The organism is Halomonas sp. Mc5H-6 (assembly GCF_024124705.1).
Taxonomy (GTDB): domain Bacteria; phylum Pseudomonadota; class Gammaproteobacteria; order Pseudomonadales; family Halomonadaceae; genus Vreelandella; species Vreelandella subterranea.
Genome location: NZ_JAMXSI010000003.1, coordinates 186,818 through 201,872, shown reverse-complemented (window position 1 = coordinate 201,872; position 15,055 = coordinate 186,818). Strand labels below are relative to the sequence as shown.

At 55.3% G+C, this 15,055-nt stretch carries 13 protein-coding genes; 4 read left to right on the top strand and 9 right to left on the bottom strand.

Features of this window, described 5'->3' with window-relative positions:
* Positions 1 to 4 precede the first annotated feature (4 nt).
* From NH395_RS06660 to NH395_RS06630, 7 genes are all read right to left on the bottom strand, one after another.
* Positions 5 to 1,030 (bottom strand): TRAP transporter substrate-binding protein, encoded by a 1,026-nt coding sequence (locus NH395_RS06660; protein WP_253023369.1) that lies wholly within the window; start codon positions 1,028 to 1,030, stop codon positions 5 to 7.
* A gap of 350 nt (positions 1,031 to 1,380) precedes the next feature.
* The gene (locus tag NH395_RS06655) at positions 1,381 to 2,427 is read right to left on the bottom strand and encodes a TRAP transporter substrate-binding protein (protein WP_253023367.1); all 1,047 of its coding nucleotides are present in this window, start codon (positions 2,425 to 2,427) and stop codon (positions 1,381 to 1,383) included.
* Between the two features lie 58 nt (positions 2,428 to 2,485).
* Positions 2,486 to 3,934 (bottom strand): aldehyde dehydrogenase, encoded by a 1,449-nt coding sequence (locus NH395_RS06650; RefSeq protein ID WP_253023365.1) that lies wholly within the window; start codon positions 3,932 to 3,934, stop codon positions 2,486 to 2,488.
* Positions 3,935 to 3,979: 45 nt separating this feature from the next.
* Positions 3,980 to 4,810, bottom strand: a complete 831-nt coding sequence (locus NH395_RS06645) for a p-hydroxycinnamoyl CoA hydratase/lyase (RefSeq protein WP_253023363.1) — start codon at positions 4,808 to 4,810, stop codon at positions 3,980 to 3,982.
* A gap of 163 nt (positions 4,811 to 4,973) precedes the next feature.
* Positions 4,974 to 6,293, bottom strand: a complete 1,320-nt coding sequence (locus tag NH395_RS06640) for a TRAP transporter large permease (protein ID WP_253023361.1) — start codon at positions 6,291 to 6,293, stop codon at positions 4,974 to 4,976.
* Positions 6,293 to 6,904 (bottom strand): TRAP transporter small permease, encoded by a 612-nt coding sequence (locus NH395_RS06635; RefSeq protein WP_253023359.1) that lies wholly within the window; start codon positions 6,902 to 6,904, stop codon positions 6,293 to 6,295. The genes NH395_RS06640 and NH395_RS06635 overlap by 1 nt, the downstream gene beginning before the upstream one ends.
* Before the next feature lie 153 nt (positions 6,905 to 7,057).
* Positions 7,058 to 7,561, bottom strand: coding sequence for a MarR family winged helix-turn-helix transcriptional regulator (locus NH395_RS06630; protein WP_253023357.1), 504 nt, complete (start codon positions 7,559 to 7,561; stop codon positions 7,058 to 7,060).
* Positions 7,562 to 7,704: 143 nt separating this feature from the next.
* On the opposite strand from NH395_RS06630, the gene NH395_RS06625 reads away from it, so the two are divergent.
* Positions 7,705 to 9,516 (top strand): feruloyl-CoA synthase, encoded by a 1,812-nt coding sequence (locus NH395_RS06625; RefSeq protein WP_253023355.1) that lies wholly within the window; start codon positions 7,705 to 7,707, stop codon positions 9,514 to 9,516.
* Positions 9,517 to 9,638: 122 nt separating this feature from the next.
* Here the strand turns inward: NH395_RS06625 and NH395_RS06620 are convergent, their stop codons facing one another.
* Entirely contained in the window at positions 9,639 to 10,832 is a 1,194-nt protein-coding gene (locus tag NH395_RS06620; RefSeq protein ID WP_253023353.1) for a DcaP family trimeric outer membrane transporter, read from the bottom strand.
* 217 nt (positions 10,833 to 11,049) lie between these two features.
* Complete coding sequence (locus tag NH395_RS06615; RefSeq protein WP_253023351.1) at positions 11,050 to 11,727, bottom strand: GntR family transcriptional regulator; 678 nt, start codon at positions 11,725 to 11,727, stop codon at positions 11,050 to 11,052.
* 142 nt (positions 11,728 to 11,869) lie between these two features.
* Between NH395_RS06615 and NH395_RS06610 the strand changes: the two genes are divergently transcribed.
* From NH395_RS06610 to NH395_RS06600, 3 genes are all read left to right on the top strand, one after another.
* Positions 11,870 to 12,949: an aromatic ring-hydroxylating dioxygenase subunit alpha gene (locus NH395_RS06610; protein ID WP_253023350.1), complete on the top strand. Its 1,080-nt coding sequence runs from the start codon at positions 11,870 to 11,872 to the stop codon at positions 12,947 to 12,949.
* Positions 12,946 to 13,914: a PDR/VanB family oxidoreductase gene (locus tag NH395_RS06605; RefSeq protein WP_253023348.1), complete on the top strand. Its 969-nt coding sequence runs from the start codon at positions 12,946 to 12,948 to the stop codon at positions 13,912 to 13,914. The genes NH395_RS06610 and NH395_RS06605 overlap by 4 nt, the downstream gene beginning before the upstream one ends.
* An 84-nt stretch (positions 13,915 to 13,998) precedes the next feature.
* The gene (locus NH395_RS06600; protein ID WP_253023346.1) at positions 13,999 to 15,021 is read left to right on the top strand and encodes a TRAP transporter substrate-binding protein; all 1,023 of its coding nucleotides are present in this window, start codon (positions 13,999 to 14,001) and stop codon (positions 15,019 to 15,021) included.
* Positions 15,022 to 15,055: the final 34 nt, after the last annotated feature.

Below are 15,055 nucleotides of genomic sequence, written 5' to 3'. Positions count from 1 at the left end.
CCCCCTATTGGGCACCACAAGACTCGCTAGCCGCCAACGCCGCCTGATAGACGTCGCGCGCCTGATCAAGGCCGCGCTCTTCCAACTGCGTCAGGTAATTTTCAATGCCGGTTTCGAGCGGCTCCTGCCAGTCTGGATGCGTCAGCGGATTTTCGATTTCGCGAATGGTATGGCCCGCGTCGGCCGCCTCTTGCTTGCCTTCAACATCGAGACGATCAAATACCGCACCGGCGTTTTCAGCCCATTTCATACCGGAGTTATTATCGATCACCGCCTGCTGCTCGGGGGTCAGGCTGTCGTAGCTGCGCTGATTCATGGTGGCCACAAAGATCAGCGTGTAGAACGGCACTTCGGTGTGGTAGTTGACGAGTTCGTTGATACGGAAGCCTTTTAAGCCTTCCCAGGGAAAACTCAGGCCATCAATAACGCCGCGCTGCATGGAGGTATAAATATCAGGCGCAGGCATGCCCACCGGGCTTGCGCCCATATTTTCAAGCATTTCGCCCGCCACCGCAGTGGGACGACGGATGCGCAGCCCTTCGAGATCAGCAGGCGTTTGTACGTCGGTGTCGATGGTGTGAATGCCGCCAGGGCCCGTGGTAAACATGAACAGCGGGCGGGTATCCTCATACTCGCTATCCAGATGACCATCGTCGTAGAGCGTTTGCAGGACACAGGCACCCTGGGTTGCAGTTGTCGCAACACCCGGCAACTCAACAATTTGCGATAGCGGGAAACGACCGGCGGTATAGCCTTGGGCCGTGGCACCAATATCTGCGATGCCATTAGCCGCCGCCTCATAGATCGCATCTGGTTTGGCTAGTGTACCGGAGGGGAACATTTCGACGGTCAACTCGCCATCTGACTCTTCTTCGATAGTGTCGGCCCACACCTCAAAAATATCTTCGTTGACGCCCGAAGCACCGGGCCAGAAATGCGCCATACGTAGGGTCGTTTCGGCCTGCGCCGAAGCGATAGTGAAACCCGCCACGGCAGCAGCGAGGATAGAGCGGGTAAAGAGGATTTTCATCAGGAGCTCCTGGACTTTTGTTGGATTCTTATAAGTTCGCATAGCGAATATTAGTTCGCCTATAATCACTACGTTAGTCCACTATGCGCAGTAGAGCTAATCGACATTCGTCTATGATGGTGGTTTATGCCGCCTGTATTTACAGATGCAGCACAACACTTTCGGTGTTGGGTAGATGAGGGCCAATAGATAAGTCACCTTGCCAATATAAAATTGGACTTTTCGAATATAAAATCACGGCTATGGTCGAACCATCGAATAACACAGCGATTAAACATAAACGGTGCATCAACAAAAAGCCGCTTTCGCAAATAATACGAAAGCGGCTTACCAACAAATCAAGTCAAGGGCTACTTTGTCTGCTCGGTATACTTATCAACCAATTGAGTCGCCTCATCATAGAGCTGTTGGCCTTCAATGCCGCGGCTATTCATGTCATCAATCCACTGAGCCGTGGCTTTCTCGGCAGCCGCTTGCCAGGGGGCCAGTGCGTCTTGATCGATATAGAACATCTCACCTTCACCGCTTGCTTCAATCGCTTCGATCGCGTCCTCTTCCGCTTGATCCATGACCTGGCCGATACGCTGCGCTTCCTCGAGCCCGGCATTGTCGTCAATCACCTGTTTCAGTTCCGGCGACAGTGCATCATAGCTAGCCTGATTTAAGCCCAGCACCATCATCGCCGTGTATAACCCCTGCTCACCCTCGAAAAAGGTGTGGTTTTGGGCGATATCCAGCACACCCAATGCCGCCGCACTCTCGAAGGGCAGCGTCAGCCCATCGATCACCCCACGGGAAATCGCTTCTGGAATTTGCGGCATCGGCATACCCACCGCTTGAGCACCGAGAAGGCCAAGGTAGCGATTCATGGTCTTTGAGGGCGCGCGCAGGGCCAACCCTTTCAGATCGTCGGCACTCTCTATAGTCGCATCTCTGGTATGGATTTTACCCGGCGTATGCGCGAATACGGCGATAGGGTAAACACCCTCGAAGGCGTCTTGCATATGCGTTGTCGCAAACTCGTGGGCGGCCATGCTGGTGGCCTCACCCGTTGTGGGCAGGAAGGGTTGATCGAACGCTTCAGACTCGGGGAAGCGATTAGGCGTATAGCTGAGCAGTGTCCAGCTGATATCCACCACCCCATCTTTAGCTTGATCATAGAGCGATGGCGCTGAGCCCCCCAACTGCATGGCAGGGAATATTTCCACCTTGATAGCCCCGTCGGACTGCTCTTCGAGTCGCTTGGCCCAAGGTTCCAGATACTCGGTCTGCACTGGCGTGGTGGGGGCAGCAAAATGGTGCAAGCGCAGGGTCACCGTGTCCTGGGCGTAGCCACTGGCGCTGAGGAACATGCCGCTTAACAACACGAGGCTGGCGAGCGTGGGTTTTATTGTCATTGTAATGAACTCCTTTATTTACTTCGCTTTCTTGCAAGACATAGTGCCTTGCGCTTATCTAAATGGGGTAATGGCGCGGGCCAAGCTGCATGGTCATCCAGCGCAGGTCGGTGAATTCCTCAATCCCGGCCTTACCGCCAAAGCGTCCATAGCCGCTCGATTTGACGCCGCCAAAGGGCATCTGGGGTTCGTCGTGCACGGTGGGGGCGTTGATGTGGCAAATACCCGACTCAATTCGCTGGGCAAACTGCATTGCTCGGGCGGTGTCGCGGCTGAAAACAGCGGCCGAAAGGCCATATTCGCTATCGTTTGCCACGCGCAGGGCTTCCTCTTCATCCTTGACGCGCATCATCGCTACCACCGGGCCAAACGACTCTTCGCCATACAGACGCATCGTCTTGGTAACCCCATCCACCACGGTGGGCTGCATAATGACGCCTTCGGCCTTGCCCCCACAGGCTAAACGAGCACCATGCTGCTGGGCGTCATCGAGCAAGGTATTAAGCTTTTCTCCCGCTTCACGATTGATCAGCGTACCTAGCGCATTGCCTTCACCACGTGGGTCGCCCGCGCGCAGCGTTTCAGCCTTGCGGGCCAGCTTTTCGACGAAGGCGTCGGCGACCGCATCCACCACAACCAGTCGCTCAGTGGACATACAGATCTGGCCCTGGTTGAAGAAGGCGCCAAAGGCGGCAGCCTCAACGGCGGCGTCCAGGTCGGCATCATCAAGCACCACGAACGGCGCCTTTCCACCCAGTTCCAGCAATACCGGCTTGAGATGGCGCGCGGCTTTTTCGGCAATGATGCGCCCCACCTGGGTAGAACCAGTGAAGTTGATACGCCGCACGGCTTGATGCTCGATCAGTGCCTCGACGACCTCGGCGGCCTGCGGCGGCGCATTGGTCACCACGTTTACGATGCCATCACCCAGGCCTGCCTCGATCAGCACCTCCCCAATCAGGTGGTGGGTTCCGGGGCACTGTTCAGAGGCCTTGAGTACCACCGTATTGCCGCACGCCAGCGGTGTGGCGATGGCACGGGTACCCAGAATTATCGGCGCGTTCCAGGGGGCGATACCCACCACCACGCCACAGGGTACCCGCACGCCCATCGCCAGGTTATCGGGCACGTTGGAAGGGATGACCTCCCCATTCACTTGCGTGGTCAGCGACGCTGCCTCACGCAGAATGCTGGCGGCGACCATGACGTTAAAGCCTGCCCAACCTGGCGTAGCGCCGGTTTCGTCCACCATGCGTTCGATAAAATCGGCCTGGCGCGCCTCCATGACCTCTGCCGCTTTGAGCAGCTTGGCACGCTTTTCGCCGGGGCCCGTCGTTGACCAGGCCGGGAAGGCGCTTGCGGCGGCGTCTGCGGCCCGCGCCGCATCGGCGACAGAGGCCGCCGCCGCCTGGGTGACGACGTCACCGGTCAGCGGATTGGCCCGCGTAAAGTTGGCGCCTTGCTCAGCAGCACACCGCTCACCGCCGATTAACAGTTCAAGATCCATGGCAACCTCTCGTTTACATCATTGTCGATTGTTGTTGTCCGGTTCTTACCGGTGATAGCTCTCCAGCCCAGGCTTGATGCTCTTTTCATCGAGGAACTGTTTGAGCCCTTGCTCACGCCCCTGCTCGGGGTCAAGCTGCTGCGCCTGATCGAGCTTGGCGTAGAGGTACTCCTCGTTCTGCTCCCAGGTCAGTTCGCGGCTCATTTTGAAGCCGATCTTGGCAGCACGCAGCACAACGGGGTTCTTGTCACGCAGCGTAGCGGCTAACTCGCGGGTGGCTTCGCGTAGCTCAGTCAGCGGTACACTTTTATTAACCAGCCCCATTTTGGCTGCCTGAGGGCCGGTAAATGTTTCCCCGGTCATGATGTAGTAGAGCGCTTCCCGGTGGCCCACGGTATCGGCCATGGCTTTACTCACCAGGTTGCCGGGAGGGATACCCCAGTTGATTTCGGAGAGGCCGAACACCGACTCATCGGCGGCAATCGCCAGGTCGCAGGCCACCAGCGGCGAGAAGGCCCCGCCAAAGCACCAACCATTGACCATGGCGATGGTGGGCTTGGCGTAGTGGCGCAAGAGCTTCCACTGCCAGGTAGAGGCGTCGCGGCGAACCTTGACCTGCACAATCTCGGGGCTGGCGTCAATCTCGCGGAAGTACTCTTTAAGATCCATCCCGGCGGAAAAGGATTCGCCCTCACCGGTCAGCACCAGTACATGAGCCTCTTGATCCAGCTCAATGGTTTCCAGCACATCGATCATTTCACGGTTGAGGGTCGGGCTCATGGCGTTGCGCTTTTCAGGGCGGTTCAACGTCACCCACGCAATGCCCTCTTCGACCTTGACCTTTACGGTTTGCCAGCGATCCTGGTAGTTACTCATCTCTTACTCCTCGGGGGTTATCAAACGGCTTACAACGTTACTGATCAAAAACGACTGTTTAACAATCGGTTCAGCGCTGAACGTCTCGATTAGCTATCTCCTCGCCATCACAGTGGTTGTTAACCCTCGCTGGCTCGCGTCATGGAACATACGACCACCTTGATCAATTGATTAAGTAAACGAAGCCAAGCGAGATGGCGGGGAAGAGCACCAGCAAAATAATGCGAATTAGATCGGCCGCTAAAAAAGGCAGGATGCCTTTAAAGGTTTCCGTTAAGGGAATACGGGGGGCCATGGAGTGAATAATGAAGATGTTCAGCCCCACCGGCGGCGTGATCATGCCCACCTCAACGACCACCAGTGCCAAAATACCGAACCATATCGCCACATCGGCGGCGGGCATGCCGAAGTCCATCCCGGTGACGATGGGAAGAAAGATGGGCACGGTAAGCAGGATCATCGAGAGGCTGTCCATAAAGCAGCCAAGCACCACATAGCAGAACAGAATACCCGCCAGCACCACCCAGGGGCTGATCTCAAGCCCCACTATCCAACCGGCGGTCATTTGCGGAAGCTGAGTCAGGGCAAGGAAGCTATTGAAAACACTGGCGCCCAGTACAATAAAGAAGATCATTGCCGAGGTCACAGCGGTCTCAAGAACACAGTCACGCAGGCCGTTCCAACGCAGTCCGCCTTTTGTTATTGCCAGGGCACCGGTGGAGACCGCACCGACGGCAGCGGCTTCGGTAGGCGTAAAGATGCCTGTATAGATACCCCCAATCACCACAATAAAGATCGCCGCTCCTGGCCACACCTCCAGCAGTGAGCGCCAGCGCTCACGCCGGGATGATTTCGCCTTACTCGGCGCACTGTCAGGAAAAAAGCGCACATAAAGCGAGATGGCCAACATGTAGCTGAACACCGCTAACAAGCCCGGCACCAGGGCGGCGGCAAACATTTCGTTAATGTTCTGTTCGGCCAGGATGGCGTAGATAACCAGCACCACCGAGGGAGGAATCAAAATCCCCAAGGTGCCGCCTGCGGCCAATGCGCCGGTTGCCAGGCTGCCGCGATACCCTTGACGCTCCATCTCGGGTAGCGCTACTTGTGTCATGGTCGCGGCGGTGGCCAGCGAGGAGCCGCAAATAGCTCCAAAAGCACCACAGGCACCAACCGTCGACATCGCCAGCCCACCTCGACGGTGGCCCAGCCAGTCGTTGGCCGCCTGGAACATGGCCCTTGAAAGGCCAGCTTTTGCTGCGAACTGCCCCATGAGCAGGAACAGCGGAATAATGGATAGCGTATGGCTGGAAAAGTGTTCATATGGAAGCGTTTTCAAGCCATTTAAAAAGCCCATCGGGCCGGTAATCAGCATCATTCCTACGGCACCGACCACCAACATGGCCAAGCCGATGGGAATACGTGAGGCCATCATGAATAACAGCACCACAAAACCGCTAGCGCCCAAGGTGAGAGGTGTCATCACAGGTCTCCTTGGGCGGAATTTTCTTTAATTTGAGCTTGAGTCGAACCGGGCTGCTGCGGGCTGTAAGTAAACGCATCGCAGGTGCGATAGATACAAACCAGTGTCAAAAGCGCGAACCCCACCAGGCCGCCGATATACCCCCACCAGAGCGGTATATCCAGCAACATGCTGGTTTCCATATAGCGACGTTTATCGAGCAAGCCGTGATAGAGACGCCAGGTCATTAACCCTGCGACTACCAAAAAGAGCGTTTCAGCGATAACGGCGAGCACGCGCTGGACCATGGGCGGCGCGTGCATGACCAGTAGATCGACCGTTACATGCCCACCGCGAAGATGGCAGTAAGGTAAAAACAGAAAAACGGCAATGGCTGTTCCCATTTCCACCAGCTCGTAATCGCCGGTGATGGGGCCCACCCACGCCAGCATTGTCATATCGCTTGACACTGGTGCACTGGCTATCCACCGACCAAGGATGCTAACGACGGTGATGATAGCGAGGACTACGACCAGCAAGCCGCCGCTTATCGCGGCAACCCTGCAGGATATTTCAAGACTACGGCGCATCAATGCAGTGCCGATGGTCGGTACTGTCGCTAAGCTGCTCATCGTTTCGTCTCTTGTTTTTGGAATTCGCTGTATGGCTGAAACCCACCTTGCGCTATACACTGCGAGACCGTCACAACCAAACTAATTACTTAATATAAGTAATTGTCTTTAAGAGAGCATGCAAGCGTTGCCGTCAAAAATACGCCTAAAGTTTTATTCCTCGCCCGTATCAGAGGTGTATATTTTCACTAAAAGAGACAGCAATTGACGCCTCTCTATTTCGCTAAGTGATTGAGTTGCCTTAACATCGCTCTCCTCAGCCAATCCTTTCAACTGCTCGGTCAAAGCTTCGCCTTTTTTGCTGAGAAAAATCCCGTGGGAGCGCCGGTCTCGCTTACAGCGCACCCGCAAAGCCAGCCCTCTTTCCTCCAGATTATTAATTAAGCTAACGATTCTGGGCGGATCAATGTCCAGCACCTTGGCTAAATTGGTTTGAGTGATACCAGGATAGCCTTCAATTACCACGAGCGAAGAGAACTGGGCAGGGCGTATCTCATACTCCTGCATGGCCTCATTAAAATGTTTAAAGACAGTCAGCTGCGCCCTTCTCAAGGCGTAACCAAGGCGGTTTTCAAGCACCAGACCGGCGACAGACGTCGGCTCCTTTTCGTCGGGCTCAACTTGCTGAACAGGGTTGGTTTTTTTAGATATGGCCATGCGTTAATTCCTATCTCATTTAAATAATTACAACCAAGGTCTTAATTCAGCATCCTAGCTAATCATCTAGTTAACAACTATAACTATATTCGCCAAGATGACAGCACACAACAAATCCAAGATTTTTCATTATGGAGCTATTCATGTCACCCCCTCCTCCGTTTCCCAACACCACCTTACGAGAATACCGGCTACACGGAGGCGATGTCCCCACTTACCCACCCAGCATGACCCAGCGGCTTGCCCATTGGGCTGACAAAACACCCCTGAATACCTTTTTGGCAGAGCGCCAAGAGGGCTCGCACAAGTGGCGAACGCTAACCTTCGATGAAGCAATGTCACAAGTGATTCGCCTGGCACAAGCACTGATTGATCATGACCTGTCGGCAGAGCGGCCGCTGATGGTGCTGTCGGGAAACAGCATCGAACATGCTCTGCTTGCCTGTGCTGCCATGCATGTGGGTATTCCCTACGTGCCGGTATCGCCCTCTTACGCGCTACTGTCAGAAGATTTCGTCAAGCTGCGGCACGTGGTGGAACTGGTAACGCCAGGGATGATGTATATCGACTTGGAATCTCGCTTCAGCCGTGCATTGGCGGCTGTTTGTAGTAAGGACGTCACCTGTGTGGCCAAGGAGCCAACTCAGCGAGCCCTGACCTTTGACTCCATCGCCGCGACGCCAGCGACTGCCGCTGTGGAAAATGCCCATGCCCGAGTAACGCCTGACAGTATCGCCAAACTACTGTTTACCTCAGGGTCGACGGGCATGCCCAAGGCGGTGATGAACACCCACCGCATGCTGTGTAGCAACCAGGCCATGATGGCGAAACGACTGAGCTTTCTAGAGCGACACCCGCCGGTATTAGTCGACTGGCTACCCTGGCACCACACCTTCGGCGGCAATACGATTCTGGGGATGGCGATCCACAACGGAGGGTCGCTATATATTGACGATGGGAACCCCACCGCTCAGGGGGTTCAGCGAACCATTGAGAACCTCCGCGAGGTGTCGCCGACGTTTTACTGTAATGTCCCCAAGGGGTTCGAAGCACTGGTCGAGCATTTGCGCAACGATGACACCCTGCGCGAGGCCTTTTTCCGCGATCTGAAAATGTTGCACTTCGGAGGTGCCGTGCTACCCGCCCATGTGCGTTCCGCTCTGGAAAGTTTAGGCGAACAGACACGCGGGGCTCCCGTTCCCATGTTGACGGGGCTCGGTTCCACCGAAGCATGCCTGGCATTCTGCACCCAAGAGCCCAGCGACACACCAGGGCTGATCGGCCAACCTGTCCCGGGCATGACAGTGAAGCTGGTGGCGACGGACGATAAGTGGGAGGCGCGTCTTAAGGGGCTCAACATCACGCCGGGGTACTGGCGCGATACACAGCGAACCAACGAGGCGTTTGACCACGAAGGCTACTACTGCACCGGGGATGCCATGCGACTCCTTGACCCCGACCACCCCGAGCGTGGGCTAATCTTTGACGGTCGGCTAAGCGAGAATTTCAAATTGGTGACCGGCACCTGGGTCAATGTGGGCACCCTGCGCCTACACCTTGTGGAGCACTTCGCTCCGCTGGTACAGGACATCGTGGTGGTCGGGGAAGGGCGCGACTACCTGACCGGCATCGTCGTATTGAACCTTCCTGCCTGCCAACAGCAGCTTGGCTCGGAGAATACGCCGCTTGAGGTGCTGGCGGCAGACCCCAGCCTGCACCAGTGGTTCGCACAACGCCTGGCGACCCATTGCCGTGGCCAGTCAAGCTCCATGCGTTTAGAGCGCCTATTGTTGCTCGACCAGCCGCTTTCAGTTGACCGTGGCGAACTGACCGACAAGGGCTCAGTGAACCAGCGGCTCGTACGCGAGCGCTACACGGATCTTGTGGCGTGTCTCTACGCTGAGCCACCACAGGATCCACGCATTATCCTACCCTCTGCAAACCCAGCGCCTTAACAGCGGTACTTTTAGATAGCCATACGTGACCTACAAAAGAGGCTGGCAAAGTGCCAGCCTAAAGCATGATCGAAACAGCGGAAAATCACTTACATCTTCACATCACTGCAATGTCTAGATGGCTAGAATTGGAAGGTGGCACTTGCCTGAAGGCGACTCGCATCGTTGGAGACCCCATTCACCTGCTCGATATCCGCATGTTGGTACTCAAGACCGACTGACATACGATCAGTAACATCCCAAATCACATTGGCAAACCCATAGTCTAGGGTTTCGAAATGATCGCCATAGCCTGCAGGCAAGTCTTGCTCAAGACGTGAAACACCCACAGAGCTGAACCAGCTATCCGTCCAGTAGTGATTAAGTGAGAGACCGAACGCCTGGGTTTCGATAGCTTCAAGGCCATCACCCTTTACATAGACATCAGGCGCGTTGCGGTGCCCTACATTGCCAGGGTTACCCATATAGTTACCAATACCCTCGCCATAGGTGACACTGCCTTTCAAGCTGGTTGACGCATTAAAGGGCAAATTAAACTGCGCCTGCACCCCGTAGCCGCTGACTTCATCATCAATGGTATTGGTGATGTTATTGGTCGACAGTTGCCGCGCTATCCCCGATAGCGCAAATAAACGCTTATATTCATAGCGCAGTGTCAAATCTGGAAGCTGGCTCTCCCCATCGGCTACTGACGCATCATTGCGGGCAATAACCGTGGTGGGGTTTTCCAAGGCAACAGAGAAACTCCCTTCCCCGACAGGCTGCGTATAGCGCAGCTGGGCCTGCCGCTCAAAGGCGTAGCCCTTAGGATCACCGAGCACCAGGGTGCGCGTCCCGCCTACGAAACTCATGAAATTTGACCACGTTTGCCCGGCGAGAAAACCGTTCAATTCGCCATACGCATGGCGCAACCCAAACTTGCCATCGGGCACAAAATGCCCTTCGAAGTAAGTCGTTAAACGCCCATAGTCAGTCGCGGTGTGGGTGCGGAAATTCAGGCGGGACTCATAGGCCGTAAAGCTGGTTCGACCATCGGTTCGATTGCCTGGGTTCATAACGGCGTAAGGATCCGTTGATGTGCCCAGGTCGTAGTCGAAGTCGTAAAACGCATCGAGCTTAACGTACCCACCAAAAGCGATATCGGTTTTGGTGCCTGGAATATTCATCGTTGATCGGTGATTCCAGGGCGGGCCGACACGGCTTGGCTCACCGGTGACGACAGGCTGTCCGGCTTCTACAACATCAAACGCATGGGCCTGGGCAGCAAGTGCGCAGGGAGCGAGAAGAGCGCATGCAACAAAGTGGTTAATTTTCATTGTTTATCTCTGCTTTTGGTCGTAGTGGTTAGCTGTAATTGTTCTTAATGCGAACCATGGTCCGCACTACGTACTAAAGCTGCGAAAAAAACCTCCATCTGTCAATTACAATGGAGGTTCACCATCACCCAACACTTATAAAGTATTGAATAAAAATAACTTTATATGATTTATACTTTGGTTTAATTACACATTATAACTAAATACTCAGGTATTTCTATTCAGATTCAGCCAGCAGCTCAGGGTAACGCAGCCCGATCAGCGCATGCTCGCGCATCAACATTTCTGCCCTTGCCCCTTCTCCTTCTTTAAGTGACTGAAATATAATCTCATGATGAAACTGTGCTAACTGCAATTTTTTAAACTCTCTCTCTAGATCATTGCTATCAATGATGATTGAGTCGGCGGCAGCAAAGGGCAGATGATTATTTCTTGCAATGGCATCCGCTACGACATCGCTGCCAATAGAGTGAATGATGATGCCGTGAAAATGGGTATTAAGCTCACTCCATTGATTGATATCTGACTCCAATAGATATCCTTTGGCGATTAGCAGCTTTCCTTTTTGGATCCAAAGATCCAATTCCTTCTTGACGTCGGTTGATAGGCCCTGCTCAGCCAGACGCCGCGCGGCCAACCCTTCCAATACCCCGCGAACTTCAACCGCGCAGTGCACATCCACCTGGGTAAACTCTCGCACCATAAACCCGCGCTTGCCCGCCTGTTGCAGCAACCCTTCCTGCTCCAGTGTACGAAAAGCCAGCCGTACCGGCGTTCTCGAAACACCCAACTGTTCCGCGACCGCGACTTCACCAAGCCGTTCCCCAGGCGCATATGCCCCCTCGCTGATCAATTTACGCAGCCGACTGACGACACTTTTATCGTTGTTACTCATGTGTTTTTTCTCTCATATCAACACAGTATTGCTCACCATTAGCGAACTATACGAAAGTATAGATTGACTGCCCAAACCTTCCTCGCCTTTACTTTGGATCCAATAAAGATAATTACAACACTAAACCAATAAGGAGTTTACCGTGACTCAACAAGCCCCCTTTCCTTTAAATACCTGGTACGTCGCCTGCACCCCAGAAGAACTGGCAGAGAAGCCACTTGGGCGAACTATTTGCAACAAACAACTAGTTTTCTTCCGTGGTGACGAAAACCGTGTGGCCGCCGTCGAGGATTTCTGCCCCCACCGCGGCGCCCCGCTCTCCTTGGGCTTCGTGCGTGATGGCAAGCTGGTGTGCGGCTACCACGGCCTTGAAATGAACTGCAGCGGCAAATGCGACAGTATGCCCGGCCAGCGGGTTCGCGGCTTTCCAAGCAATCGAGCCTATCCCGTTGAGGAACGCCACGGCTTTATCTGGATCTGGCCCGGCGATCCCGAGAAAGCCGACGCCGACCTGATTCCCGAGCTGCACTGGGCCAATAACCCCGACTGGGCGTATGGCGGCGGCCTCTACCATATTCAGTGTGAATATCGCCTAATGATCGATAATCTCATGGACCTTACCCATGAGACCTATGTGCATGCCTCCAGCATTGGCCAACCCGAGATAGAGGAGGCGGCGCCGGAAACAACGGTGAACGGCGATGAAGTGGTCACCAGTCGCGAGATGGAAAATATACCCGCGCCACCCTTCTGGCAGGCGGCTCTAAGGGGTAACGGGCTCGCTGATGACGTGCCTGTCGACCGCTGGCAAATCTGCCGCTTTACGCCTCCAAGCCATGTACTCATCGAAGTCGGCGTGGCCCACGCCGGTAATGGAGGGGCTAACGCTCCGGCCAATGTAAAAGCCTCAAGTATCGTGGTCGACTTTATCACTCCGGAGACGGATACCTCTATCTGGTACTTCTGGGGCATGGCCCGCAACTTCAAGCCGGAAGATCAAGCGCTCACCGACAGGATCCGTGAGGGCCAGGGCAAGATCTTCGAAGAAGACCTTGAGATGCTCGAGGCACAACAGCGCAACCTGATTCGCTACCCCGACCGCCAACTGCTTAAACTCAATATCGACGGCGGTGGCGTACAGGCACGCCGCATCATTGACCGTATTCTGACAGAAGAACGGGCGGTGGAGCAGGCAACGCAAGCGCAGGAGACGACAGCATGAGCCACCCCTCCTTATCGCTTATCGTAGAAGTCAAAGCGCGCCATGAGGAGGCACTTGGCATCGCCACCTTCGAGCTTGCCGACCCTCATGGTCGGCCGCTTCCGCCCTTCAGTGCAGGCGCCCATATCGACGTGCAAGTGAAAGAGGGCGTGATACGACAGTACTCACTGTGCAATCACTCAGAGGAGCGGGATCGCTACCTGATTGGCGTATTGCGGGATGAAGCCTCCAGAGGAGGCTCCGTCGCCATGCACGATGAGGTTAAAGAGGGTGACCTCCTGCTGATCAGTGCTCCTAAAAACCACTTCCCGCTCAAGCCGGCTAAACGAACGTATCTGCTGGCGGGCGGGATCGGTATCACGCCATTGCTGTGCATGGCAGAGCGATTGGCGCGTACCGAGGCAGACTTCGAGCTGCACTACTGTGCGCGTTCTGCCAAGCGCATGGCCTTTCGCGAGCGTATCAAGGCATCAAGCTTTGCCGATAGAACGCGCTTCTACCTGGACGATGACGACGCGTCCCCGCCCCTCGACCTGGAAGAACTGCTCGGTGACCCAGAGGCTGACGTCCAGGTTTACGTCTGCGGCCCTGTCGGCTTTATCGACGCCGTCCTATCAACGGGTAAACAGTGCGGCTGGCCAGACGACCAGCTGCACACCGAGTACTTTGCAGGCGCTGAGACAACCTCGGAAGACGACGGTAGCTTCGAGGTGCGTATCGCCAGCAGTGGTGCCTCCTTCACCGTGCCCGCCGATAAGACCGTCCATCAGGTGCTGGCTGAAAATGGCATCGACATCATGGTGTCCTGCGAGCAAGGGGTCTGCGGCACCTGCCTGACCCGTGTGCTTGAAGGCGAGCCCGACCACCGGGATTTATACCTGGAGGATCATGAGCACGCGGCCAACGATCAGTTCACGCCTTGCTGCTCCAGAGCCAAGAGCAAAACGCTTGTGCTGGATCTCTAAGCCATCATAAAAGCCGTCACAAGAGCGGTCACAACAACAATCACTAAAACGTACTCCCGTTGACTGGATATGAGGATAACGACAATGAAAAAGCAGTCCCAAGGCTTAGCCAAGACAACTCTGTTTGGCGTATTCGCCGCTTCGCTCGCCGCCTCCACCGTGGAGGCCAATACCACCCTCAGAGTGGCGCACGTCTGGCCAGGGGGCTCCATGATCGACCGCGAGCTGTTTCAGGCATGGGCGGAAAGCGTCGAAGAGGCCGCCGACGGTCGGTTGAACGTTGAAGTCTATCCTGGGCAGACCCTCGCCAAATCAGACAAGACCTATGAAAGCGCCGTGATGGGGGTCGCTGATATTGGCGCGTCCGCCCAAGGGTACACAGCGGGCCGCTTTCCGCTCACCCAGGTAGTCGAGCTGCCGGGGGTGTCAGCAAGCGCCCGCCAAGGCGCCTGCATACTTCAGTCGCTTTATGATCAAGGCCACTTTGAAGAGGAGTACGCCGACACGCGTCCTCTGTTCTTGTTCACGACCGGCCCAGGTTATCTGCATACCAAGGAACAGCTGATTGAAACACCGGCTGATCTCGAGGGGCTTCGTTTACGCCGTCCCACGCCCGTGGTGGGGGATATGTTCGAACGCCTGGGCGCCCAAGCGGTGGGCATGCCAGCGCCGGATGTGTTTACCTCCATGCAGCGTGGCGTGGTCGATGGCCTGAGTTTCAACTGGGAAGGTATGAAAACCTTCCGGCTAAATGAACTGGCGCAGTACCATACGGAAGTCCCCCTGTATGACCTTTCCCTGTTCGCCACCATGAGCCAACGCAGTTACGACAGCCTGCCCGCCGATTTGCAGCAAGTGATCGATGACCACAGCGGTTTGGAGTGGTCGCTGCGCGCGGCGGAGGTCTACGACGAGATGATACGCCAAGGCCGTGAAGAAGCCGTTGAAGCGGGGCATGAGTTTGTAGTCATCGAAGACGCCCTGGATGATCCCGAATGGGGCCCTGTGCTGCAGCAGACCATTGATGATTACTTGGATGATATTGGCGGCTCCGCCAATGACATCTACGAAGCAGCGATGGATTTACAGCAAAGCTGTTCGGCTTAGTTTAAGAATTCATCACTATCGCCATACTATAAAG